The organism is Pseudomonas sp. THAF187a (assembly GCF_009363395.1).
Taxonomy (GTDB): Bacteria; Pseudomonadota; Gammaproteobacteria; order Pseudomonadales; family Pseudomonadaceae; genus Aquipseudomonas; species Aquipseudomonas khazarica.
The window spans coordinates 3018079-3041091 of record NZ_CP045349.1; the positions used below are offsets into that span (position 1 = coordinate 3018079).

Here is a 23013-nt window from a genome sequence, read left to right on the forward strand (position 1 = left end):
CCATGCATACACACAAGATTCTCACGTACCTCGACACTCCCGGCAGTCGCCCGCTATGGCAAGTGTTCTGGCTGCAGGGCGTGCTGCTCAGCCACCTGCTGTTTGGCGCCATCCTGCTGCTCTACCGGCAAGTCGACAGCGTAACGCTGGCCCTGCTGCTGGCGGCCTTCGTCAGCTACACCGCCTGGGTGCTGAACGCGGTCTGGCGCAACGCCGGCAACGTGCGCGAGCCCATCTACGGCGAGATCGCCCGCTTCCTGACCGTGGCCTGGTCGATCAATGCCGTGCTGGCCTCGTTCTTCCTGCTGCTTGCCCACCTGCAGCCGTTCGGCCACGGCCTGCCGTTCTGAGGCTCAACCCGGCGGCGTGAGATAGGCCGCCGTCTACCCGCGCTGCTGGGCGCTGGCCTCCAGCTCCCAGCTCGCCAGGCTGCGCAGATGTACCTCATCGGGGCTGTCGGCGAAGCGCAGCGCGCGACCCTAGGTGTAGAAGTCCGCCAGCGGCGTATCCGGACTCAGGCCCGTGGCACCGAACACCTGCATGGCGCGGTCGACCACCCGGCAGAGCATACGCGGCACCTACGCCTTGATCATGGCGATCTCCCGGCGCGCCGCCCTGGCGCCTACTTCATCCAGCATCCAGGCGGTCTTCGGCACCAGCAGACGCGCCTGCTCGATAGCCAGTCTCGACTCGCCGATCCAGTCGCCGATATTGGCATACTGCGCCAGATAGCGGCCGAATGTGCGGCGCTCCTGGCAGCGCTCCAGCAGCAGCTGCAGGGCCAGTTCGGCCATGCCGATGGCGCGCATGCAGTGGTGCACTCGCCCCGGTCCTAGGCGCACCTGGGCCATCATGAAGCCGTCGCCCTCCTGGCCGAGCAGGTGATCGCACGGCACCCGCACATCGCGCAACAAAATCTCCGCATGACCTTCTGCCGAAACATGGTTGAGCACCGGAATATTGCGCAGCACCTGCACGCCAGGGGTATCGAAGGACACCAGCAGCATGCTCTGCTGACGATGGGGCGCGGCCTCGGGATCAGTCTTGCCCATCACGATCAGCAGACGACACTGCGGGTGACAGGCATTGGCGATGAACCATTTGCACCCGTTGAGGACGTAATGCTCGCCGTCACGACGGATCAGCGTCTGCACGTTGCCGGCGTCCGAGCTGGCCACATCCGGCTCGCTCATGGCAAAGGCCGAACGGATCTTGCCTTCCAGTAGCGGCAGCAGCCAGCGCTGGTGCTGCGCGGGGCTGGCAGAAACAGGCTCCACAGCCCTTCGCTGCGCGCCAGGGCCTTGAGGTCGTTCATGAAGGAAACCGGCAGGCATCAGGCCTGCACCTCCGCCAGCCACTGGGCATGACGCGGCACCACATGGGTATCCATGAAATCCTGCAGCTGCCGGCGTAGTGTTTCCACTCTGGTGCTGAAGGCAAAGTCCATCGCATCCACCTCGGGGGGGGGGGCGGTGAGACCAGCCGAAGTCAGCACCGGCCCGACTCGAAGAATGCTGGGCGGCATGGATGAGCAGGTATCACGGCGCCGCGAAGCCGAGCCGAGCCGAGCCGAGGTTGACCAGCGTTATGGCGCGTGTTCGTCACCCGCTCTAGAAGCGGTAGTCCATCCCCACGCTCAGGCTGCGTTCGTTGCCGCTGAGGAATGTCGGTTGGCTGGCGTCGGCGCGATTGCGGATCACATAACTGCTGGCATAGACCTCGTCGCTCAGGTTGTCACCTTGCAGATACAACGACAGCCCTTCATTGACCTTGTAGCTGGCCTTGAATCCCCAGAGGGCATAGGAGTCCTGATAGTTGTTACGGGTGTTGGCATGGTCGGTCGGGGTGTCCTGCGGCAACCAGCGCAGGTTCGGGCCGATGCTCCACGGGCCGCGGCGATAAAGCAGCTCGCCCGCCCACAGCTGGCGTGGTACACCTGCGATCTGATTGCCCTCGAACTCGCCGCCACGGAAGGTGAAGTCACTGAAGGTCCAGGCCAGGCGATAGGCCAGGTCCCCACCAAGCGTGGCGGAGGTCGGCAGCAGGCCCTTGATTCCCGCCTCGACGCCGCGATGGCGTGTGCGCGATGCGTAATTGTAGGTACCTACCCTGACGCCCAGACTGTCGGAGGTGGAGATCAGCTCGTCATCCACGTCACTGTGGTACAGCGACAAGCTCCACTCGTTGCTGCCAATACGCCCCTGGCCGCCGATTTCGTAGGTGGTCGCGCGCTGCACATTGAGCTCAGTCAGCGACGCCGTGGCATGCGCCGGCGCAGTAGGTGGCACCTGCCCGACGACAATCTCCCAGAAGGTTGGCGCCTCGTGACTACGGCTGATGTTGGCGTACCAGCGCTGGTTTTCACTGGGCGTCCAGTTCAAGCCGATCTTCGACGTGGCGAAGTCCCAGCTCTGATCCAGGCTGGCGTTGCTGTTACGCGAACTGGCATCCCGGCTGACATCACTCCATTTCAGCTCGGTGACCAGGGTCCAGTCCTGCGCCAGATGCCAGTCCAGCCCAGCCAGCAGATCGACGTTACGCGCTTCGAGGTCGAAGTCGCCGAAGCGCTGCAGGCGACTGCCGTCCTGGCCGCTGTTGGCATAGAGCTCACGGGTTATGTCGCTGTAGGACCAGCCAGCACCGAAGCGATAGTCGAACAGGCGCTGCTCGCCTTCCAGGCTCCACTGGGCTCCGAGCGTGTCGCTGTCGGTCAGGGTATGGCTGAGCGGGTCGGTGAAGTCGTCCACCGTATTCTGCCCGTAGACACCGAAGCTCTGTTGCCAGCCAGTGCCCTGCCACTGGGTGCGGTTGGCCAGGCGCAACTGCTGGGTATCACGATGCGGATCGCGCCGATATACATTGAGCAGGTGATCCTGCGCCGTATTGCCGTCTCCAAGCACGCTACGCGGATCATCTTCCAGACGCGCCTTAGTGATGACGTTAGGAATCTCGAAGGTGAGATCGCTCCAGGACAGGTAGCTGCGATTCTCCACGCCATCCCCCAAGTCCAGGCCAAAGTTGCTATGCACCAAGGTGCGGTGCGAAGCAGAGTGATGACGATAACCGTCGTACTGATCTTGACTGATGCTCACCCGCGCATCGTGCCCGGCCTCCGCCAGGCCGGCAGCGACCTGCACGGCCTGGCGACCGAAACTGCCACTTTCCAGGCGCAAACGCCCGGCCTCGTCGGCACCGGTAAGCGAATTGAATTCCAGCTCGCCACCCAGCGTGGTGGCACCCGGGCTGCCGGCGTTGGCACCGCGTCGGGCACTGATCCAAGAAGCATTACGCGGCTCCAGCAGGCCCATGACGAAGGAGCCATCGGCCTCGTTGAGCGGTAACCCGTCTTGTAGCAGTAGTACGCCACGATTGACCGGATTGCTCTGAATACCCGAGCCGCGGATGTTCAGGCGCGGCTGATCGGTGCCTCCGAAAAAGTCCTGAATCACCAAACCGGGCTGATAGTCCAACGCATCACGCAAGGTCGCCAAACGCGTTTCGCTCTGCGGCGTGGCCAGGTTGGTACCGCCAGGCACTCGGGACAGCTCTTCGCGCTCAGCTTCAACCGACTGATTTGCTGGAGCCTGGCGTTGACCGCTGATTGCCAGTGGCTCCAACTCGACCGGATCGGCAGCACAATCCATCAGTGGCAGAGCGCCCAGAAGTGTCAATGAAAGATACTTCAGGTAAAAGGTTCGACGCATGACACTCTCCTTCACGAACAGAAATAAGCTCACCAGCTCAGGTAAAACATGCCCTTGGCCAGCAACACGATGCCGACCATGTGGGTAAACACGCTCAGGTGAATACGGCGGAAATAGGTGGAATTCATGCGCCCGCTGATCACCAGGAACATGGCCGTGCAGAAGTGTCCGAGCACACTCAGCGCCAGGCAGATCTTCAGGGTCAGCAGGGTGCCGAAGGAGGAAGCCAGCGGGTCGGCCAGTTGTGGCAGGTAACGCAGCCAGACCATGCCCAGGCCGGCGCTGAACAGCACCAGTAGTACCCAAGGCATCAGGCGGCGCCCGCGTTTGCCAATGCCCTGCTCCACCTGGCGCATCACCGCGGGCGGCACGTGCTTGCGCACACCTTCAAGAATCAACACTTCAAAGAACACCGCGCCGATGAAGATCAGAGCGGCGAACAGGTGCAGGGTCAGCAGAATGGGATAGCTCACGGTAGCGAAGTCTCCAGGGTCATCAGGGTCTGGTGGAGCGCCTCAGCCAGCACCTCCGGTGCGCGGTCGGCGGCGTCGAACGTCTGCAGCCCGCCCGCATTGAGCAGCACGAAGCGTTCAACCAGGCCGACCAGTTCGCCCGGGTGATGGCTGACGCACAGCAGAGCCGCCGCGGATTGCTCGAGCCAGTCGCGGCAGATATCGATCAGGGTCTTGCGCAAAGCCGGGTCCAGCGCACTGAACGGCTCGTCGAGCAGCAGCAGGTCAGGCTCCACCGCCAGCGCCCTGGCCAGCGCCACGCGCTGCGCCATGCCCCCAGACAGCTGATTCGGCCAAGACCGTGCGTACTCACTGAGGCCTACCCGCTCCAGCCACTCGGCGGCCACACATCGCGCCGTCGCCGGGTCACGACCGGCCGCGCGCAAGGGAATTTCGAGGTTCTCGGCCACTCGGCACCAAGGCAGCAGGCGCGGCTCCTGGAAGGCCAGCACGGCGTGGCGGAAGCTGCTCTGCTGGTTACCGCGCTGCGCCTTCAGGATTCCAGCCGCCAATCTCAGCAGGCTGCTCTTGCCGGCACCGCTCGGGCCGAGGATCCCGACCCGCTCGCCACTTCGTAACCGAAAGTCGACCTGCCGGAGCACCGTGCGCCCGCCCAACTCGAGGTCGATTGAGTACCAATCAAGCATGGGCGGCCTCCTGCCAACGCCCCATGCGCCGCTGCAACGGCTGTAGCAGCACGAATTCCAGCGCCGCCACCAGCAGCAGTATCAGCAGGGTCCAGGCGTACAGCCCGGCGCTGTCGAAGGTGCTGCGTGCATTGGCCAGAGCAAACCCGGCGCCGCTTTCAGCCCCCAGCACCTCGGCCATCACCACCAGGCGCACACCACTGCAGGTGGCAATCAGCAATGCCGCACCGAGCGGCGCAGCCAGGGCCGGCACGTACAGATAACGCAGTTTCTGCCACGGGCCGAAACGGTAGACGCGAACCATCTCCAACAGGCCGCGATCGACCATGAGCATGCCCTTGACGGTATTCACGTACATGCCCGGCGCCAGCATCAGCACACTGATGAACACCACCATCGCCGAGCCCAGGCCGAACCAGAGCATGGCCAGCACCACGACCACCACCGGCGGGGTCGCCATCAGCAACCAGCGCAAGGGCTCCAGCAGGCCGCGCAGACGGGCATCCAGGCCAGCCAGCAGCCCCAGGCAAAAGCCCAAGAGACAGCCAAGGCCAACCCCGAGGCCGATGCGCAACAAGCTGGCGCCGGCATGCACACGAAAGTCAGCTTCAAACGGCAGCTGCCACATGGCTTTGAGGGTCTGCAGCGGAGTAGCCATCAGCAACGGCCCCAGGTTCAGTGCCAGCAACTGCCAGCCCAGCACGATCAGCACGGCGCCCAACAACGCCCAGCGCCAGGAGGTGGGACGGATATCGTTCATGCTCATGGCCCGTAGAATTCGGCGTTCGGCAGCGAACCACCGATGGCCTGTGGATGGCGCTCGGCGAGCAGCCGATAAAGCGCTTCCAGCTGCTCGCGAGCCTCGCTGGCCGGACGGGACTCCAGACGCGTCACGCGAATCGACTCCTCGACGGCAGCCACCGGCAGGTGCGGCAAATGCCGATGGACCAATTCCGCACACTCACGCGGCTGAGCACTGCACCAACGCGCCGATTGCGCATAGGCCTGCTCCACGGCACGCGCCAGTTCGTGCTGCTCGGCAATGCGCGCGCTGGCCATGATTCCCGCCTGGGGCAGCTCGGGGTTCGCGGGAAATGCCTGGTTCCAGGCATTCTCCAGGCTCTGCACGCGTCGCAACGGCGCGCCGTTCTGCTGCTGGTTGCGCCACAACAACAGGGAAACCGCTGGTTCCACCAGTAGCGCGTGCTTGGCGCGCCCGGCCAGCAGCAGGGCCTGGGCATCCTGGCCATCGCGTACAGGACGCAGGGTCAGGTCCTTGCCCGCTTCCAGGCCGTGGCTGCGCAACAGCTCATCAACCAGCACCGCAGGCAGGTCGCGCTGAAAGGGCATCACCAGTTCCTCACCCCTGAGGTCAGCAAAGCCCTGGATCGCCGGATCACGGCTGACCAGCCAGATGATCCCCCACACCGAGACGTTCAGCAGGCGCACCGGCAGGCCGCGTCCGGCCACCAGAGCCGGCAGATTGACCGGTACCGCGCTGTAGTCGATCTCGTCGTTGGCCAGCAACACGCGCAACTGGTCCGGGTTCTGCCACAGACGGAACTCGACGCGTTTGGCGTGCGCCTTGAGCGCCCCGCTTTCGACCATGTGCAGCAACGGGAAACTGACCACAGCGCTAGGGCCGGCCAGGCGCAGGACCTCCTGCTGGGCTTGCGTTGCTGGCGCGAGCAACGCTGCACAAGCGGCTAGACAGAAGGAAGCCAACCGAGTGCAGGCTGGCCGATTGAATGATACGAGAATAAGTCTTATCTTCATTCGCACATCATTACAGCCGGCACAGCAGCTACAAATGACAATTGTTAAGTTTCCCGCAGATCGCAGCGCTTGCCTGCAACTGCTCTCGTCAGTCCCCCTGTTCGCCGATCTGCCCGGCGAGCTGCTGGCGATGCTCGTCCGCTCAGCCACGCAGTTACGTGTCGAAGCGGGTGAATTGCTGTTTCGCGAAGGCGAGGCCGCCGAGCACTTTCTGCTGGTGCGCCACGGCAGCGTGGAGATGATGCGTTTTACCTGCGAGGGCGAGGAACGGGTCTTTCACCTGTTCCACAGCGGTCAGTTGATCGCCGAGGCCGCCATGTTCATGCCCCATGGCCGTTACCCGATGAACGCCAGAGCACAGTGCGACAGCGAGCTCTATCGCCTGAACCGGGCGGCACTGCGCAAGGCCTGCGAAAACGATTCGGTATTGGCCATGCGCATGCTGGAAAACCTCAGCCTGCGCCTGTATCGCCAAGTCAACGAAGTCGACTGGCTCACCGCCAGCTCGGCCTCACAGCGCTTGGCGGCTTACCTGCTCAAACTGCACCAGCGCCAGGGCGAGCAGCTCAACCTGCCGATTAGCCAGCGCCAGCTGGCCACTCACCTGGGAATCCGTCCGGAGTCTCTCAGTCGTCTGCTGTCCGACTGGCAGCAGGCTGGCCGCCTTCGCGGCCGCCTGCGCCAGTGGGTGCTGTGTGACCTGAGCTACCTCAAGCAACTTGCCAGCGCAGCCACCCGTACCTTCTAGGCAGTCTCAGTCCACAGCACGCGGCCTGCGCCTACCAGTTCAGCACGAACATCGCTTTGGCCAGGAACAGAATGCCGAGCATCTGTATCAGCACGCTGAGATGGATCAGGCGAGAACGCGCTGGCGTCATGCGCCCGGTACGCATGAGGAAAACCACGAAGAGAAAGTGGCAAAGGATGCTCAGCGCCAGGCAGATCTTCAGCGTCAACAGGGTGCCGAAGCTGCTAGACAAGGGATCGGCCAGCGCAGCGCGATAGTGCCAAGCCAGGCCGATACCCGCGCCATACAACGCCAGGACCACCCAGTGCATGACCTGGCGTGCGCGCTGACCGAGGGCCTTGGACAGCCGCTCGCGGGGCTCGACGTCCAGCTGTATGGCCGCTCGGCTGAGGATCATCACCTCAAAGAACACCCCGCCGATGAAGAATGCTGCAGCCGTCAGGTGAGCGAATTTCAGTAACAGATAAAGCACACATCCTCCCTAGCCCGGATGACCGTCGGCGCGTGTGCGACACAGCATCGGGCCGTAGCAGTAGAGAAACTGTGCGAAAGCCAAACACCAGCACCCCGCCGCCAGCCAGAGCGCCGGCTGATAGGCAAAGGACACGCCAAGGACACGCAGCAAGGCGGCCAGGTTGAGCATCAGGAACGCCACCGCGAAGCCACGTGGCAGTTGCAACGGACGACCGGTGTGCCCCAACGAGACTCGCGCCAGCATGGCCAGGATAAGTCCGGCCATGGAGCCGACCGTCAGGCCATGCAACGCCTGGCTGAACGGCACCGGGCCACCAACATGCCACAGCGCCAGTCCCAGACAGGCCACCACCAACCAGGCGTAAGCCAGGTGCAGCGACCACAGCAGCGGCACCTGCAGCAGCGCGCGATCAAACCAGCGCCACAGGCGGATACCATGTCCTAGGCCGAGCACCAGCATCAGCACCGCGCCAAACCAACTCGGCAGCAACAGCAGGCCGATCGCGCTCAACAGGGCCGCCAGGACACTACCTACCAGCAACAGCCAATCCAACCAGGGCCATGGCTGAACAGCCTCCACCCTTCCCAAGCCGCGCTGAGTGAAGAATGGAATCACCCGCCCGCCGATTAGCGTCATCATCGCCGCCACCAGCCAGATGGCGGCCAGGCTGCCCTGACGCTGCCAGCCATCATGTTGCTGCAAGATGCCCAGAAGGTTCAGTAGATCCGCTGCTGCCAATAACGAGAGAACCAGCACGATCGGATAGTTGCGTCGTTGCCGCACTGCCCAAAGCAGACGAGCCATGACGCCGGCAACCGCCAGCAGGAAAGCCAGGTTGACCAGCAACAATAGCCATGTAGAAGGTAGCCACCAGGCGGCTCGCCCCACTAGCCAGAGACCAGCCAGCACCGCCAGCGGTCGGCCTGACAGGCTTGGCTGGCCAGTCCAGGTCTGTACTGCGGTTAACAGGAAACCGGCGATGATGGCTCCGGCAAAGCCAAATACCAGCTCATGCCGATGCCAGGCCAGCCAACCTCCCGTCGGCGCGGGGAGCGACCAGCCCTGTAAAGCAGCGACCCAGAGCGGAATGGCCAGCGCCGCCATGAGTGCACCGAGCAGAAAGAATGGACGAAAGCCCAAGCGCAGAATCGGCGCGATGGCCATGGCCTTACGCTTATCGATGATCAACATAGATTTTCCACTCACGTTGAGGCGACTGGCGAGCAACCAGTAAAACCTCGGGACAGTTGAAATTGAGTAGACGCGGATCATCCTCCCGGCACGCCAGCTCGCAGATGCCCAGACGCTGCCATAGGCGACATGGACTGCGCTCTCCAGTTACCCAGGCCCGGTCGATGTCGACTAGCAGCGTGCGTGGCAGCACGCAAAGCAGTGGTTGCAGGCGTTCGCCCTGGCGCACCACGGCGATTTGCCCAGGCCGAGCCAGAGCCAACTGCTGCAACTCTTCCAGCAGTTCCGATTCGACAGCGGGCAGATCACAAGGCGCCACCAGCAGATGCGTTCCACGCATGCTGCGTAGCCCAGCCAGGATTCCAGCCAAAGGCCCTGGGTAGCCCGCCTGATCATCACTCAGGGCTCGATCACAGAGCGCGGCATAGCGCCTCACGTTACGGTTACAGGAAATAATCAGCTCACCAACCAGTGGGCGCATCTGCCTGACAACCCACTCTGCCATCGGCCTGCCGCACCACGGCACCAGTCCTTTGTCCACCCCCCCCAGCCGGGAGCCCTGTCCACCGCTCAGCACCAGCCCAGTAAACCACTCCCGCATCGGTACCTCTTCAAAGCCATTCAGCACCGGCGGTTGCCAATGCACATCTTGCATGACCCAAGACAAACCCAGTGCAGGTAGCTAGCAAGAGAGGCCTGTCTGACTATTCAAGCCCCTCAAGCAGCTTATTGATGTGCAGGGCGTTGTTCACCACCTGCTCCATATGCACCTGCAATGCTTCGGTTACATGTGACAGCCCGTTCTGCTGGAACCAGCGAGAAATCAACTGCACCGACTCAACTAGAGCAACCTGGTTGCGATGAGTCAACAGTATGGCTGTTAACAATGGATTCTGGTCCTCCACGTCCCGCTCCTAGGTTATGGCTCGCTTGGCAAAATCGCTTATAGAGCTTTACAGAACCATACCTCTATCTGGGTATCTCCAATGCTCCAGATAAAATTGACGAGAATCATTATTGATTGAACTCAAGCTTTCTAAGCTGCTGCCAACACTCCCAGCTATGGAAGCAAACAGCATGAAGTTACTCCCACTGCTCCCCCTCGCCGCCATGTTCGCCATCCCTTTTGCCTCTGCCCGCGAATACCCCATCGGCGAGCCACAACACTGTGCCGGCATGGAGGTCGGGGCTGTATATCTGCAGCCAATCGAGATGGACCCGCCGGGGATGATGAAACCCGCCGCCGAATCTGACGTACACATGGAGGCTGACATCAGTGCTCTGGAGAACAACCATCACGGTTTCCAGGAAGGCAGCTTCGTGCCCTACCTTGAGATTTCCTACCGCCTACAGCGCGCTGGCAGCGACAAGCTGATCGAAGGTGACTTCCACGCCATGGTCGCCAGCGACGGCCCGCACTACGGTGACAACATCAAACTAGACGGCCCTGGTCAGTACCAGCTGACCTACACCGTGTCACCACCGGGTGGTCACCATCACGCCTTCGGCCGCCATACCGACAAGGAAACGGGCGTGGCACCTTGGTTCAAGCCCTGCGAGCTGAACTACAGCTTCACCTACGCTGGCATCGGTAAGAAAGGCGGCTACTGAGTCCGTAACGTATTCAGCTCACAGGAAACGCCTATGAGATGTCTTGCTGTCTTTACCTTCGCGCTGGCGTTGCCAGCGTGGAGTGCCTCGCTGCCCAGCTACGAGCTGGAGATACGTGATGGGCATTTCACCCCGCCCCACCTGACGGTTCCAGCCAAGCAACGTTTCAAGATCATCGTGCATAACCGCGGCGCGGGCCCGGTCGAGTTCGAAAGCCTGCCTTTGCGGGTAGAAAAGGTACTTGGCCCAGGCGTCAGCTCATTCGTGGTGATCCATCCACTCAAGCCCGGTCGCTACACCTTCTTCGACGAGTTTCATCTCGATTTGCCCGGCGGCTACATCGAGGCTCAATAAGGAGTTCCCATGGAACAGGCACTATTGATCGTCTGGCGCGAGAGCGTCGAGGCACTGTTGGTCATTGGTCTGCTGCATGCCTGGTTGAGCCGCCAATACAATGCACGCCAGCTTTTGCGCAAGCTCTGGGAGGGCGTCGCTGCAGGCATCGCCCTGGCTGCCCTGCTGGCCCTGTTGATGGTCGTGGCTGGCAGTTGGATGAGCGGCACTCCCGGTGAGTGGTTTCAAGCCGCGATGAGCGCTCTGGCCAGTTTGCTGATTCTGCAAATGGTGGTGTGGATGTCGCAAAACGCCGGCAATCTTCGCAATGCGCTTGAGAGCCGAGCCCAACAGGCCCTTGCGCACAGCCGACACAGTGGGCTGACACTGCTCGCGACACTGGCTGTAGCCCGAGAAGGCAGCGAGATCGCGATTTTTCTCTATGGTGCAGTCGGCTCCGCCAGCGCCATACAAACCATCGCAGGCGCCCTCCTCGGTGGAGCGCTCGGCGCGCTAAGCTTTGTGCTGTTGCAACGAGGCAGCCGGTTTCTCGACTGGCGACGGTTCTTCACCATCAGTGAAACCCTGTTGCTGCTGCTAGGCGGCTCAATGCTGATGAATGCACTGGATCGCACCACCGGTCAGCTGATGGGGATGGATCTTCCTGAGGCGCTATATGGCTGGCTGGGCGACCCACTCTGGGATACCTCGGCCTGGCTGGATGACGGTGCGCGCATTGGCGGGCTGATTGCCGGGATGACCGGCTACCGGGCCATGCCATCAGCGGTTGCTGTAGCCGTACTTGTTTCATACTGGCTGCTGGCCTGGTGGCTAAGGCGACCCAGGGCAAACTCACCCAGCATTCGCGCCGCAACATGAAACTGCTATTCAGCCGTTGCCTAATGGGCATAGGCAACGGTCTGCGCCGCCATTCCGTTGCTGTACAGCGAGCGCAATGGATTGTGGTCTTGTTCTACGTCGTGCTACTGGTCACTCCTGCACTCCTGCCTCTGCCCGACAACCAGGCACGCATGCTCGATAACCTCACACTGCTCGCCCAGTTCGTGTTCTGGGGCATCTGGTGGCCCTTTGTGCTGCTCTCGGTGGTGCTGTTCGGGCGCATGTGGTGCGGCCTACTTTGCCCGGAGGGTGCTCTCAGTGAATGGGCCAGCCAGCACGGTATGGGGCGTGGCATCCCGCGCTGGATGCGCTGGGCTGGCTGGCCCTCGGTAGGCTTCCTGGCCACCACCCTGTACGGCCAACTGATCAGCGTCTATGACTACGCCCAGGCTGCGCTGCTTATTCTCGGCGGATCGACCATCGCCGCCATGCTGGTCGGTTTCTTCTATGGCCGCGGCAAGCGCGTCTGGTGCCGTTATCTGTGTCCGGTCAGCGGTGTTTTTGCTCTGCTGGCCAAGCTCGCGCCCATGCATTATCGGGTCAGTGAAGAACGCTGGCAGGCCAACCTGCCGCCGCATCTGCCCGCCCCCAACTGCGCACCGTTGCTGGACATCCGCCGCATGCGTGGCGCTTCGGCCTGCCACGCCTGCGGCCGCTGCAGCGGACAACGCGACGCCGTACGGCTAATTGCCCGCTCCAGTAATGAGGAGATCGTGCATCTGGGGGAGCACGGCAATCTGTGGGAGGCCCGCCTGCTGTTGTACGGAGTGATCGGCCTGGCCATGGCTGCCTTCCAGTGGACGATCAGCCCCTGGTTCATCGCGCTCAAGCAGAGTATGGCCGAATGGCTGGTCGCACATGATCAACTGTGGCCTCTGCAGGCTGATGCGCCCTGGTGGGTACTGACCCACTACCCACAGGTCAACGATGCCTTCACCTGGCTGGATGGCCTGAGCATCTGCCTATATCTGGTACTCGGCGCCTTGCTCCTGGGCGGCGGGATTCACCTGCTTCTGATTGCCGGCAGTGTGCTGGCAGGCAAGCCGCTCGCCTTTGCCCGTCATCTGGCCCTCTGCCTGGTGCCGACTGGCGCTGCTGGTCTGTTTCTCGGTCTGTCGTCGACCACCGTCAAACTGCTGCGCTATGAAGGCCTGCAACTGCTCTGGGTAAACCAGGCCAGAGCAGTGCTGATAGTTGCCGCGGGTCTGTGGAGCCTGTACCTGGGCTGGCGTGTCTGTACCCAGTTACCCTGGCAGAGCCGCCAGGCTCCGATGCTGGCCCTGTTGCTGAGCAATACGCTGCTCGGCTATGGCTGGTGGTTACAGTTCTGGGGCTGGTGAATCAACTTGCGCGAAGCTCGAAACGCTCGAATAGCTGCTCGAAATAGGGCCAGAGTTCAGCCGCCTGGGCCGGCGTGGCAGCACTGCCCAAGTCGCTGTCGAGCATCTGCTGGGGGCGCGCCAGTTGTACTGCGAAACGCCGTACGCCAAGCCCCGCCAGACGCTCTCCAAGACGCTGCAGGCGCCGACAGTCGGACAGGTTCCAATGCACCGTGGTACGGCACTCGTAGTCCACACCGCTCTCAAGCAGCAGCTCCAGACTGCGCCAATTGGCCTGGCCGCTGGCGCTGACACCAGTAATTAACGCAACCTCCTCCTCCAGCGCCTTGACGTCGAAACCGACCCAGTCGCAGTGCGCCAGCGCGCGACCGAAGGAAGCCGGCTTGATCCCGGCACTGTGCAGGCCGACCTTGAAGCCCAGCTCGCGCACCCGGCGCATGGCGGACGGCAGCGCCGGCTGCAGGGTCGCCTCGCCGCCGGAGAACACCACCGCCTGCAGCAGCCCCTGGCGCTGGCGCAGGAAGCCCAGCACCTTGTTCCAGCTCCACTCGGTGGGGCCGCCGCAGCGGATCAGCTCGGGGTTGTGGCAGTAGCGGCAGCGCCAGGCGCAGCCCTGGCAGAACAGTACGCAGGCCAGATGATCGGGGTAGTCGAGGGTGGTCATGGCTTGCAGCCCGCCGATGCGCAGCGGGCGAAAGGCATGACGCGAAGGCACTGAAGGCATGCTCGTGGCTCCAATGGCGGACGTGGCGAAGCCCGGGCCATCACCGATGGCCCGGGCTTCGGGCGGACTCAGCGCGGCTCGGCGAAATGCTGGCGCTCGCGATGCTCGGACTGCTTGCCGAGATTGAAGGCCGCCACCGGACGGTGGTAACCCATCACGCGGGTCCAGACCTCGCAGCGCTGGCGCTGGGCTTCGGGAAGTTGCACGGGTGCATTCATGGTGTCGCTCCTTGCTGTGGATGGAATCGTGGTTCAGCCGCCGCAGGCGCCGCAGCACTGCTGTTTCTGCAGCAGCGCCTCGTCGCACTTCGGACAAAACTCGTGCTCACCGGCCAGGTAGCCATGCACCGGGCAGATGGAGAAGGTCGGGGTGATGGTCAGGTACGGCAGGCGGAAGCGCGACAGCGCGGTGCGCACCAGCTGCTTGCAGGCCTGCGCCGAAGAAACCCGCTCGGCCATGTACAGGTGCAGCACAGTGCCGCCGGTGTACTTGCACTGCAGCTCGTCCTGCAACGCCAGCGCCTCGAAGGGGTCGTCGGTGAAGCCCACCGGTAGCTGCGAGGAGTTGGTGTAGTACGGCGCCTCGGGCGTGCCGGCCTGGAGGATGTCGGGGAAGCGCTTGCGGTCCTCCTTGGCGAAGCGGTAGGTGGTGCCTTCGGCCGGGGTGGCCTCCAGGTTGTACAGGTGGCCGCTCTGCTCCTGGAACTGCACCAGGCGCGCGCGCACGTGATCCAGCACCTGCAGCGCCAGCTGGCGGCCGTCCTCGGTGTGCATGCCCTCGCGGTCGCCGCTGAAGTTGCGCAGCATCTCGTGCAGGCCGTTGACCCCGATGGTGGAGAAGTGATTGCGCAGGGTGCCCAGGTAGCGTCGGGTGTAGGGATAGAGGCCGGCATCCATGTGGTGCTGGATCACCTTGCGCTTCACCTCCAGGCTCTCGAAGGCCATGTCCAGCAGCGCGTCGAAGCGCTGCATCAGGCCGTCCAGATCGTCCCGGTACAGGTAGCCGAGGCGCGCGCAGTTGAGGGTCACCACGCCGAGCGAACCGGTCTGCTCGGCCGAGCCAAACAGGCCGTTGCCGCGCTTGAGCAGCTCGCGCACGTCCAGCTGCAGGCGGCAGCACATCGAGCGCACCTGGTTGGGCTGCATGTCCGAGTTGAGGAAGTTCTGGAAGTACGGCAGGCCGTAGCGCGCGGTCATGTCGAACAGGCGCGTGGCGTTGTCGCTGTCCCAGGGGAAGTCGTGGGTGATGTTGTAGGTCGGGATCGGGAAGGTGAACACCCGGCCCTTGGCGTCGCCGGCCATCATCACCTCGATGTAGGCGCGGTTGATCAGCTCCATCTCGGCCTGCAGCTCGCCGTAGCAGAACGGCATCTCCTGGCCGCCGATCACCGGCACCTGCTCGCGCAGGTCTTCCGGGCAGACCCAGTCGAAGGTCAGGTTGGTGAAGGGCGTCTGGGTGCCCCAGCGTGACGGCACGTTGAGGTTGTAGATGAACTCCTGCAGCGACTGGCGCACCTGCGCGTAGCTGAGGCTGTCCTTGCGCACGTAGGGCGCGAGATAGGTATCGAAGGAGCTGAAGGCCTGGGCCCCGGCCCACTCGTTCTGCAGGGTGCCGAGAAAGTTGACCATCTGCCCCAGGGCGCTGGACAGGTGCCTGGGCGGGCCGGCCTCGACCCGCCCGGGGATGCCGTTGAGGCCCTCGTGCAGCAGGGTGCGCAACGACCAGCCGGCGCAGTAGCCGGCGAGCATGTCGAGGTCGTGGATGTGCAGGTCGGCCTCGCGGTGGGCCAGGCCGATGTCTTCGCTGTAGACCTCGTCCAGCCAGTAGTTGGCGGTGACCTTGCCGGACACGTTGAGGATCAGCCCGCCCAGCGAGTAGCCCTGGTTGGCGTTGGCCTGCACGCGCCAGTCCTGGCGCGACAGGTATTCGTTCATCGACGCGGCCACGTCGATCAGCTGCTTGCGCTCGCGGCGCAGGCGGCCATGGCGCTCGCGGTAGACGATGTAGGCGCGTGCGGTCTGGTAGTAGCCGGCCTCCATCAGCACCCGCTCGACCCGGTCCTGCACCTGCTCCACGCCCACGCAGTGGAACTCCAGCAGGCGCGCCAGCACCGCGTCGGCCAGGGCACTGGCCTCATGCGCCTCGAACTCGCCCGTGGCCTGCCCGGCGGCGGCAATCGCACGCTCGATCTTGGCCGCCTCGAAGGGCACTTCCTGGCCATCGCGCTTGAACAGCGCCTGCGGTCGATAGGGGACCTGATCCGCACACATCCATCACCTCCTGACACATCATCTAGTTGCTGTTAGCAACGAAAAACACAAGATGCTGTGCAATCTACGTCAGGAGGCCGGATGCAACTTGACCGTGATCAAGTTTGCCCGCAAACCTGCGCTCAGGCGTTCGCGCCGACCGGCGCCAGGGGGTATCCTGCAGTGCATCAAGCTCCTCAGGAATCACTTGCCATGACCAGTTCACTGCGCTTCGACCGCTCGCTGGTAGAGAAATACGACCGCCCGGGGCCGCGCTACACCTCTTACCCCACGGCGCCCCAGTTCCGCCAGGCCTTCGCCGAGGACGACTACCGGCAAGCCGCCGAGCGCAGCAACCGGGCGCCCGCCAAGGCCTTGTCGGCCTATATCCATATCCCCTTCTGCCAGAGCCTCTGCTACTACTGCGCCTGCAACAAGATCATCACCCAGAAGACCCACCGCGCCGTCGAGTACCTGGATTACCTCAAGCGCGAAATCGCCCTGCAGGCGGCGCTGTTCAGCCCGTCGCGACGCCTGACCCAGCTGCACCTCGGCGGCGGCACGCCGACCTACCTGAGCAGCGCGCAGCTCGCCGAACTGATGGGCTGCCTGCGCCAGCACTTCCGCTTCGATGAAAGCGACGATCACGAGTTTTCCATCGAGGTCGACCCGCGCACCATAAGCCGCGAACGCATCGCCGAGTTGCGCGCGCTGGGCTTCAACCGTCTGAGCTTCGGCGTGCAGGACTTCGACCAGCAGGTGCAGGCCGCCGTCAATCGCCTGCAGAGCGAAGAGCAGACCTACGAGCTGGTCGCCGCCGCCCGCGAGGCCGCCTTCAAATCGGTCTCGGTGGACCTGATCTATGGCCTGCCGCTGCAGACCGTCGCCAGCTTCGACACCACCCTGGACAAGATCATCGCCCTGCGCCCGGATCGCATCGCCGCCTACAGCTATGCGCACCTGCCGGAAATGGTGCGTGCCCAGCGGCTGATTCGCCGCGAGGACATGCCGCCACCGGAGCGCAAGCTGGAGCTGCTGGAGCTGACCATCCAGCGCCTGACCGCGGCCGGCTACGTGTATATCGGCATGGATCACTTCGCCCTGCCCGACGACGAGCTGTGCCTGGCCCGCGAGGCAGGTACGCTGCAGCGCAACTTCCAGGGCTACTCGACCCACGCCGACTGCGACCTGATCGGCCTCGGGGTGTCGTCGATCGGCAAGGTGAGCGACAGCTACAGCCAGAACGTCAAGGAACTCTCGCACTACTACGCGCGCATCGACCAGGGCCTGTTGCCGGTGCACCGCGGCTACCGCCTGAGCGACGACGACCTGCTGCGGCGCGAGGTGATCACCGCACTGATGTGCCATGGCCGGGTCGAGTTCGCGGAACTGGAGGCGCGCCACGGCATCCACTTCCTCGACTACTTCGCCGAGTCGCTGGCCCGGCTCGAAGAGCACCTGGCCGACGACCTGGTGCAGATCCACGCCGATGCGCTGGTGCTGCTGCCGCGCGGGCAGCTGATGATGCGCAGCGTGGCGATGGCGTTCGACGCCTACCTGGGCGAAGGCCAGAGCGGGCGTTTCTCGCGTACCGTGTAATAAAAAACCACCGGCCATGGCGGAGCAACGCCGCCTGGCAGGTGGTAACGGCCCAAGCGTGGGCCAGCGGGAGTTGATCAGCCGCCGGTGGCGTTCATGAAGCGCAGGATCTGCACGTCCCCGGTGTCGAATTCGTGGCGCAGCGGTTTGCGCAGCAGCCCCTGACGGATGGCCGCCAGCACCGGGGCGTCGTCGCATGGGTGACGGCGCAGCAGGCCGCGCAGGTCGAGCGAATGTTCGTGGCCCAGGCACAGCAGCAGACGCCCCTCGACCGTGACCCGCACGCGGTTACAGGTCGCACAGAAGTTGTGGCTGTGCGGCGAGATGAAGCCGATGCGCCGGTCCGGAAAATCCTGCAAGCGCACGTAACGCGCCGGCCCACCGCTCTGCTCGGCACTGTCAACCAGGGTATAGCGTTCGGCGATACGCTCGCGCACCCAGTCGCTGGAACAGTAGCTCTCGCCGCGCTCGCGCCCCACCTGCCCCAGCGGCATCTCCTCGATGAAGCTGATATCCAGGCCGCGGTTCAGGGCGAAGTCGACCAGGTCCGTCACCTCGTCGGCATTGCGCCCGTGCATCACCACCACGTTCAGCTTGAGGTTGGCGAAGCCGGCCGCCTGCGCGGCCTCGATACCGGCCAGCACCTGGCCCAGTTCGCCGGTACGGGTGATGGCGCGAAAGCGTTCGGGGCGCAGGCTGTCCAGGCTGATGTTGAGGCGCTTGACCCCCGCCTCGGCCAGCGGCCTGGCCAGCTTGTGCAGCTGTGAGCCATTGCTGGTCATCACCAGCTCGCGCAGGCCCGGCAGCGCGGCGATGCGCTGGCACAGACCGACCACACCGGGACGCACCAGCGGCTCGCCGCCGGTGAGGCGGATCTTGCGCACGCCCTGGGCGACGAAGATCCGCGCCGTACGCTCCAGCTCTTCCAGCGTCAGCACCTGCTGGCGTGGCAGGAAGGTCATGTCCTCGGCCATGCAGTAGACGCAGCGGAAATCGCAGCGGTCGGTGACCGACAGGCGCAGGTAATCGATGCTGCGGCCGAAGCCGTCCTGCAGCAGGCTGCTCATGGTACTCCCCAGGCCCTGGGCCGGTTTACTGCAACAGTGGGCTGTCGGCGCCTTCGAGCAGGATGCCCTGGATGTCCGCCTCGCCGATCAGGTTCTTCAGGTACTGCGCCACGGCCACCTGCCACACACGCTGGTCCAGCTCGGCGCAGATGCTCTTGTGCACCGCCTCGAACGGCAATGGCTGGCCCTCGAGACGCTGCTCCACCAGCACCACATGGAAGCCATAGCGGCTTTCCAGCGGCTGCCCGGCCAGGCCGAGCGGCAAGCGGAACAACTGGCGCTCGAACTCCGGCACCGTCTGGCCCTGGCTGATCTGCCCCAGCGCCCCGCCCTGCTCCTTGGAGGGGCAGGCCGAATGCGCCATGGCCAGCTCGGCGAAGCGCTCGGGCTGTGCCTGCAACTCGGCGATCAGCGCCTGGGCCTGGTCACGGGCCTGGCTGCGCTCCTCGGCATCGTCGGCCGGGCAGGCCAGCAGGATGTGCCGGGCCGCCAGCAGCGGTGCGCTGGCATAGCGCGAGCGATTGCGCTCGAAGTAGGCGCGACAGGTCGCCTCGTCGGCATGCGGCAGCGCCACCTCGCGTTCGATCAGCGTGCGAGTGGCGGCCTCCTCCTCGCTCTCGCCCGTGGCCGCGCGTACCCGGATATCCAACGCATTGATCCGCTGCTGCAGCAGCTCGCGGATCACCAGCGCCTGGCTGGCCAGGAAGATGGCCTCCTGGCGGGTGTTCGCCGGGTGGTACTGCAGCTCCTGGGCGATCGCCTCGGGTGCGATGCCGACACCATTGACCTTAATCCGCGGCCACTCCTGCTCGCTGCTGGCGATCAGTTCCAGTGAGGGCTCATCCTCGCCTTCGTCGTCCGCGGCCGGGGTCTGCTCGACGACCGGCTCGAACGCCTGCACAGCGGCCTGCGCCGGCTCGGGCACCACGACCTGGCTGGCACCACCGGCGCAGCCACCACCACCGTTGCCGCTACCTCCGCATCCACAACCCATGTCACACCTCCACGCATTCGTTTGGCGGTGGGTGACGCCACCCACCTTGCTGGTCCCGGATGACGCTGACGCCTGTCCGGGCTACACGACTCAAGATTCATCCGCTGTGGACCGGCCGGCCGACGCGCAGCCGATCCAGACGTTGCCTCAGGCCTTCTGGCGCACGATCTGGTAGCGCCGCCCCAGGTACCACACCGGCGCGCTGACGATGTGCACCAGGCGGGTGAAGGGGAACAGCACGAACAGGCTCAGGCCGAGGAACACGTGCAGCTTGTACACCAGGCTCACCGGGGCGATGGCCGCGGCGGCCAGCTGCGGCTGCAGGGTCACGGTGTACTGCGCCCAGTCGGCCAGCATCACCATCACCGAGCCGTCCATGTGGTGGGTCGAGGCATAGATGGTGCCCAGGCCCAGCAGCAGCTGCACCAGCAGCACGACCAGCACCAGAATGTCCGAGCAGCTGGAGCTGGCGCGCACCCGCGCGTCGCTCAGGCGGCGCTTGAGCAGCATCAGCAGGCCGATCAGGCACAGGCCGCCGAACAGGCCGCCGGAGACCATCGCCAGCAGCTGCTTGTTCTCGGTGCTGATCACATGGTGATAGACCGAGGCCGGGGTCAGCAGGCCGACGAAGTGGCCGGCCAGCACGAACAGCACGCCGACATGGAACAGGTTGCTGGCGATGCGCATGTAGCGGTGTTCGGCCGGGGTACGGTTGAAGATCTGGCTGGAACCGGCCTTCCAGCTGTACTGCGACAGATCGAAACGCGCCCAGCTGCCGATCAGGCAGACCGCCAGGGCGATATAGGGATACACGCCGAAGGCGAGGAAGTTCAGATTAGCCATTGTGCACCTCCTGGGCCGGCACGCTGGCCGCCCCGTCCTGCTTGAAATCGATCCAGTGCAGCGGCACCGGCACCTCTTCGCGAGCCTTGCCCGGCATCGTGGTCTGGCTCGGGCAGCGGTCCTGCTGCTCGGCCTTGAGGAAGTCCACGGCCTCCTCCTCCCACAACTTGTCCAGCGCTTCCAGGCTGTCGTCGCGCACCTCGCCGGCCACCTGCTCGCGCACCTCGGCCACCGCCACCGCCGGCTGTTCGCCGGCGATCTGCAGCAGCGCGCGGAAACACGCGGCGTAAGGGCTCTCGCGCTCCTCCAGGCGCGCCGCCAGCAGGGCCAGCAGGTGCGCCACGTCGGCCAGGCCCTCGCGGGCCTCGAGGTCTTCGCGGCTGGCCAGGTACTCCAGGTACAACGGGATGTAGTCGGGCAGCTCGCGCACGCCGATGGCGAACCCGGCGGCCTCGTACTGCGCCATCAGGTCGACCATGGCCTGGCCGCGGTCGCGCGACTCGCCATGCACGTGCTCGAACAGCAGCAGCGACAGGGCGCGGCCGCGGTCGAACAGCTCGGTGTAGCGCTCCTGCACGTCCATCAGCTCGTCACCGGCCAGCTCGTCGAGCAGGCGCAGCAGCGAGCCGCGCTGGTCCGGGCTGATCTCGCGGGCACTGCAGATGGCCTCGTCCAGCTCCTTGTGGGCGCTGCGCAGCGCCTCCTCCGGGTAGTCGAGCAACAAGGAAATCACCTTGAGAATCTGCATGGTCATTCCTCCCAGATCTGCACGGTCTTGAGGATGTCGCGCTTGTTGGCCTTCTTGGCGCCGAACATGTTGGTGTCCGACGAGCCACTGCAGCCGCTGCCGAAGCTGAAGCCACAGCCGGAACGCTCGGCGAAGGCATCGCTCATGGCCTCCTCGCGGTGCGCCGACGGAATCACGTAGCGATCCTCGTAGTTGGCGATGGCCAGGTAGCGGTACATGTCCTCGCACTGCGCCACACTCAGGCCGACCGACTCCAGCACCTTGAGGTCCTGCACGCCGTCGACCTGCTCGGCGCGCTTGTAGGCACGCATCGCCAGCAGGCGCTTGAGGGCCAGCTTGACCGGCTGCTCGTCACCGGCGGTGAGCAGGTTGGCCAGGTAGCGCACCGGGATGCGCAGGCTGTCCACGTCCGGCAGCACGCCATCCATGCTCACGCTGCCCTTGGCGGCGGCGTTCTGGATCGGCGACAGCGGCGGTACGTACCAGACCATCGGCAGGGTGCGGTATTCCGGGTGCAGCGGCAGGGCCAGCTGCCAGTCCACCGCCAGCTTGTACACCGGCGACTTCTGCGCGGCCTCGATCACCGACATGGGCACGCCGTCCTTCAGCGCCTGCTCGATCACCTTGGGGTCAAACGGGTCGAGGAAGATCTCCAGCTGCTTCTGGTACAGGTCCTGCTCGCTCGGGGTGCTGGCCACCTCGTGGATGCGGTCGGCGTCATACAGCAGCACGCCCAGGTAGCGGATGCGGCCCACGCAGGTTTCCGAGCACACGGTCGGCATGCCGGCCTCGATGCGCGGGTAGCAGAAGATGCACTTCTCGGATTTGCCGCTCTTCCAGTTGAAGTAGATCTTCTTGTACGGGCAGCCGCTGATGCACATGCGCCAGCCGCGGCACTTCTCCTGGTCGATGAGGACGATGCCGTCCTCCTCGCGCTTGTAGATCGCGCCGCTCGGGCAGGAGGCCGCGCACGCCGGGTTGAGGCAGTGCTCGCACAGGCGCGGCAGGTACATCATGAAGGTGTTTTCGTACTCGCCGTAGATGTCGGCCTGCACCTTGTCGAAGTTCTTGTCCTTACGGCGCTTGGCGAACTCGGTGCCGAGAATCTCCTCCCAGTTCGGACCCCACTCGATCTTCTCCATGCGCTGGCCGGAGATCACCGAACGCGGGCGGGCCACCGGCTGGTGCTTACCCAGCGGCGCGGTATGCAGGTGCTGGTAGTCGAAGTCGAACGGCTCGTAGTAGTCGTCGATGCTCGGCAGATCCGGGTTGGAGAAGATGTTCGCCAGCACGCGGAACTTGCCGCCGATCTTCGGGTTGATCGAACCATCCTTGTTGCGCACCCAGCCGCCTTTCCACTTCTCCTGGTTTTCCCACTCTTTCGGGTAGCCGATACCGGGCTTGGTCTCGACGTTGTTGAACCAGGCGTATTCCATGCCTTCTCGGCTGGTCCAGACGTTTTTGCAGGTGATCGAGCAGGTGTGGCAGCCGATGCACTTGTCCAGGTTCAGGACCATGCCCACTTGTGAACGAATTTTCATGTCGGCTCTCC

22 protein-coding genes and 2 pseudogenes are annotated in these 23013 nt (G+C 64.2%); 7 read left to right on the plus strand and 17 right to left on the minus strand.

The window, feature by feature from the left end; translation table 11 throughout:
- Positions 1-2: 2 nt before the first annotated feature.
- A complete protein-coding gene (locus FIV02_RS14050) occupies positions 3-350 on the plus strand; it encodes a hypothetical protein (RefSeq protein ID WP_047585311.1) in 348 nt (115 codons plus the stop codon).
- 33 nt (positions 351-383) lie between these two features.
- Here the strand turns inward: FIV02_RS14050 and FIV02_RS14055 are convergent.
- The 6 genes and pseudogenes from FIV02_RS14055 to FIV02_RS14080 all read right to left on the minus strand — a co-directional run bounded on the left by FIV02_RS14055 (position 384) and on the right by FIV02_RS14080 (position 6555).
- A pseudogene (locus FIV02_RS14055) lies at positions 384-1447 on the minus strand (acyl-CoA dehydrogenase family protein).
- A 163-nt stretch (positions 1448-1610) separates the two neighbouring features.
- Positions 1611-3704: a TonB-dependent receptor domain-containing protein gene (locus tag FIV02_RS14060; RefSeq protein WP_152488966.1), complete on the minus strand. Its 2094-nt coding sequence runs from the start codon at positions 3702-3704 to the stop codon at positions 1611-1613.
- A 29-nt stretch (positions 3705-3733) separates the two neighbouring features.
- A complete protein-coding gene (locus FIV02_RS14065) occupies positions 3734-4177 on the minus strand; it encodes a CopD family copper resistance protein (RefSeq protein WP_047585307.1) in 444 nt (147 codons plus the stop codon).
- Positions 4174-4863 (minus strand): ABC transporter ATP-binding protein, encoded by a 690-nt coding sequence (locus FIV02_RS14070; RefSeq protein ID WP_152488967.1) that lies wholly within the window; start codon positions 4861-4863, stop codon positions 4174-4176. Before FIV02_RS14070 ends, FIV02_RS14065 begins: the two co-directional genes overlap by 4 nt.
- Positions 4856-5623 carry an ABC transporter permease gene (locus tag FIV02_RS14075; protein WP_047585346.1) on the minus strand — a complete coding sequence of 256 codons (768 nt, stop codon included), beginning with the start codon at positions 5621-5623 and terminating at the stop codon, positions 4856-4858. Before FIV02_RS14075 ends, FIV02_RS14070 begins: the two co-directional genes overlap by 8 nt.
- Positions 5624-5625: 2 nt before the next feature.
- Entirely contained in the window at positions 5626-6555 is a 930-nt protein-coding gene (locus FIV02_RS14080) for an ABC transporter substrate-binding protein (protein ID WP_249186977.1), read from the minus strand.
- Between the two features lie 118 nt (positions 6556-6673).
- Between FIV02_RS14080 and FIV02_RS14085 the strand changes: the two genes are divergently transcribed.
- Positions 6674-7387, plus strand: coding sequence for a Crp/Fnr family transcriptional regulator (locus tag FIV02_RS14085; protein ID WP_123084440.1), 714 nt, complete (start codon positions 6674-6676; stop codon positions 7385-7387).
- Between the two features lie 31 nt (positions 7388-7418).
- On the opposite strand, the gene FIV02_RS14090 is transcribed toward FIV02_RS14085, so the two are convergent.
- Genes FIV02_RS14090 through FIV02_RS14105 form a run of 4 tightly spaced genes read right to left on the minus strand, consistent with a single transcriptional unit; the run spans position 7419 to position 9958 of the window.
- Positions 7419-7859, minus strand: a complete 441-nt coding sequence (locus FIV02_RS14090) for a CopD family copper resistance protein (protein WP_152488969.1) — start codon at positions 7857-7859, stop codon at positions 7419-7421.
- Positions 7860-7868: 9 nt separating this feature from the next.
- The gene (locus tag FIV02_RS14095; RefSeq protein WP_123084441.1) at positions 7869-9053 is read right to left on the minus strand and encodes an NnrS family protein; all 1185 of its coding nucleotides are present in this window, start codon (positions 9051-9053) and stop codon (positions 7869-7871) included.
- Complete coding sequence (mobA, locus tag FIV02_RS14100) at positions 9037-9708, minus strand: molybdenum cofactor guanylyltransferase MobA (protein ID WP_230622782.1); 672 nt, start codon at positions 9706-9708, stop codon at positions 9037-9039. The genes FIV02_RS14095 and mobA overlap by 17 nt, the downstream gene beginning before the upstream one ends.
- Before the next feature lie 49 nt (positions 9709-9757).
- Positions 9758-9958, minus strand: a complete 201-nt coding sequence (locus tag FIV02_RS14105; RefSeq protein WP_047589282.1) for a hypothetical protein — start codon at positions 9956-9958, stop codon at positions 9758-9760.
- 172 nt (positions 9959-10130) lie between these two features.
- On the opposite strand from FIV02_RS14105, the gene FIV02_RS14110 reads away from it, so the two are divergent.
- From FIV02_RS14110 to FIV02_RS14125, 4 genes are read left to right on the plus strand one after another with little or no spacing between them, the layout of a single operon-like run.
- Positions 10131-10664: an iron transporter gene (locus FIV02_RS14110; protein ID WP_047589285.1), complete on the plus strand. Its 534-nt coding sequence runs from the start codon at positions 10131-10133 to the stop codon at positions 10662-10664.
- Between the two features lie 33 nt (positions 10665-10697).
- A complete protein-coding gene (locus FIV02_RS14115) occupies positions 10698-11018 on the plus strand; it encodes a cupredoxin domain-containing protein (protein ID WP_047589287.1) in 321 nt (106 codons plus the stop codon).
- Positions 11019-11027: 9 nt separating this feature from the next.
- The gene (locus FIV02_RS14120; RefSeq protein WP_047589290.1) at positions 11028-11876 is read left to right on the plus strand and encodes an FTR1 family protein; all 849 of its coding nucleotides are present in this window, start codon (positions 11028-11030) and stop codon (positions 11874-11876) included.
- Positions 11873-13237, plus strand: a complete 1365-nt coding sequence (locus tag FIV02_RS14125) for a 4Fe-4S binding protein (RefSeq protein WP_047589292.1) — start codon at positions 11873-11875, stop codon at positions 13235-13237. Before FIV02_RS14120 ends, FIV02_RS14125 begins: the two co-directional genes overlap by 4 nt.
- Before the next feature lies 1 nt (position 13238).
- Here the strand turns inward: FIV02_RS14125 and FIV02_RS14130 are convergent, their stop codons facing one another.
- Complete coding sequence (locus tag FIV02_RS14130; protein ID WP_052178328.1) at positions 13239-13961, minus strand: anaerobic ribonucleoside-triphosphate reductase activating protein; 723 nt, start codon at positions 13959-13961, stop codon at positions 13239-13241.
- Between the two features lie 68 nt (positions 13962-14029).
- Positions 14030-16231: pseudogene (locus tag FIV02_RS14140) on the minus strand (ribonucleoside triphosphate reductase).
- 192 nt (positions 16232-16423) lie between these two features.
- Between FIV02_RS14140 and hemN the strand changes: the two are divergent.
- On the plus strand, positions 16424-17809 hold the full coding sequence (gene hemN, locus FIV02_RS14145) for an oxygen-independent coproporphyrinogen III oxidase (protein WP_152488971.1): 1386 nt from the start codon (positions 16424-16426) through the stop codon (positions 17807-17809).
- Positions 17810-17886: 77 nt separating this feature from the next.
- Here hemN and moaA read toward each other — a convergent pair whose 3' ends face one another.
- The 5 genes from moaA to narH all read right to left on the minus strand — a co-directional run bounded on the left by moaA (position 17887) and on the right by narH (position 23002).
- Complete coding sequence (gene moaA / locus FIV02_RS14150; RefSeq protein WP_152488972.1) at positions 17887-18876, minus strand: GTP 3',8-cyclase MoaA; 990 nt, start codon at positions 18874-18876, stop codon at positions 17887-17889.
- Between the two features lie 25 nt (positions 18877-18901).
- A complete protein-coding gene (locus FIV02_RS14155; protein ID WP_152488973.1) occupies positions 18902-19870 on the minus strand; it encodes a peptidylprolyl isomerase in 969 nt (322 codons plus the stop codon).
- A gap of 147 nt (positions 19871-20017) precedes the next feature.
- Complete coding sequence (gene narI, locus FIV02_RS14160; protein WP_047588166.1) at positions 20018-20713, minus strand: respiratory nitrate reductase subunit gamma; 696 nt, start codon at positions 20711-20713, stop codon at positions 20018-20020.
- On the minus strand, positions 20706-21461 hold the full coding sequence (narJ, locus tag FIV02_RS14165; RefSeq protein WP_047588164.1) for a nitrate reductase molybdenum cofactor assembly chaperone: 756 nt from the start codon (positions 21459-21461) through the stop codon (positions 20706-20708). The genes narI and narJ overlap by 8 nt, the downstream gene beginning before the upstream one ends.
- A gap of 2 nt (positions 21462-21463) precedes the next feature.
- Complete coding sequence (gene narH, locus FIV02_RS14170; protein WP_152488974.1) at positions 21464-23002, minus strand: nitrate reductase subunit beta; 1539 nt, start codon at positions 23000-23002, stop codon at positions 21464-21466.
- Positions 23003-23013 lie beyond the last annotated feature (11 nt).

Bases quoted from the DNA above. Each gene is read 5' to 3' on its own strand.
- mobA (WP_230622782.1), bottom strand. From the start codon at position 9,708: ATGCAAGATGTGCATTGGCAACCGCCGGTGCTGAATGGCTTTGAAGAG.
- FIV02_RS14120 (WP_047589290.1), top strand. From the start codon at position 11,028: ATGGAACAGGCACTATTGATCGTCTGGCGCGAGAGCGTCGAGGCACTG.
- FIV02_RS14110 (WP_047589285.1), top strand. From the start codon at position 10,131: ATGAAGTTACTCCCACTGCTCCCCCTCGCCGCCATGTTCGCCATCCCT.
- FIV02_RS14050 (WP_047585311.1), top strand. From the start codon at position 3: ATGCATACACACAAGATTCTCACGTACCTCGACACTCCCGGCAGTCGC.
- FIV02_RS14070 (WP_152488967.1), bottom strand. From the start codon at position 4,863: ATGCTTGATTGGTACTCAATCGACCTCGAGTTGGGCGGGCGCACGGTG.
- narI (WP_047588166.1), bottom strand. From the start codon at position 20,713: ATGGCTAATCTGAACTTCCTCGCCTTCGGCGTGTATCCCTATATCGCC.
- FIV02_RS14085 (WP_123084440.1), top strand. From the start codon at position 6,674: ATGACAATTGTTAAGTTTCCCGCAGATCGCAGCGCTTGCCTGCAACTG.
- FIV02_RS14075 (WP_047585346.1), bottom strand. From the start codon at position 5,623: ATGAACGATATCCGTCCCACCTCCTGGCGCTGGGCGTTGTTGGGCGCC.
- FIV02_RS14125 (WP_047589292.1), top strand. From the start codon at position 11,873: ATGAAACTGCTATTCAGCCGTTGCCTAATGGGCATAGGCAACGGTCTG.
- moaA (WP_152488972.1), bottom strand. From the start codon at position 18,876: ATGAGCAGCCTGCTGCAGGACGGCTTCGGCCGCAGCATCGATTACCTG.
- narJ (WP_047588164.1), bottom strand. From the start codon at position 21,461: ATGCAGATTCTCAAGGTGATTTCCTTGTTGCTCGACTACCCGGAGGAG.
- FIV02_RS14130 (WP_052178328.1), bottom strand. From the start codon at position 13,961: ATGCCTTCAGTGCCTTCGCGTCATGCCTTTCGCCCGCTGCGCATCGGC.
- FIV02_RS14155 (WP_152488973.1), bottom strand. From the start codon at position 19,870: ATGGGTTGTGGATGCGGAGGTAGCGGCAACGGTGGTGGTGGCTGCGCC.
- FIV02_RS14115 (WP_047589287.1), top strand. From the start codon at position 10,698: ATGAGATGTCTTGCTGTCTTTACCTTCGCGCTGGCGTTGCCAGCGTGG.
- hemN (WP_152488971.1), top strand. From the start codon at position 16,424: ATGACCAGTTCACTGCGCTTCGACCGCTCGCTGGTAGAGAAATACGAC.
- narH (WP_152488974.1), bottom strand. From the start codon at position 23,002: ATGAAAATTCGTTCACAAGTGGGCATGGTCCTGAACCTGGACAAGTGC.
- FIV02_RS14095 (WP_123084441.1), bottom strand. From the start codon at position 9,053: ATGTTGATCATCGATAAGCGTAAGGCCATGGCCATCGCGCCGATTCTG.
- FIV02_RS14060 (WP_152488966.1), bottom strand. From the start codon at position 3,704: ATGCGTCGAACCTTTTACCTGAAGTATCTTTCATTGACACTTCTGGGC.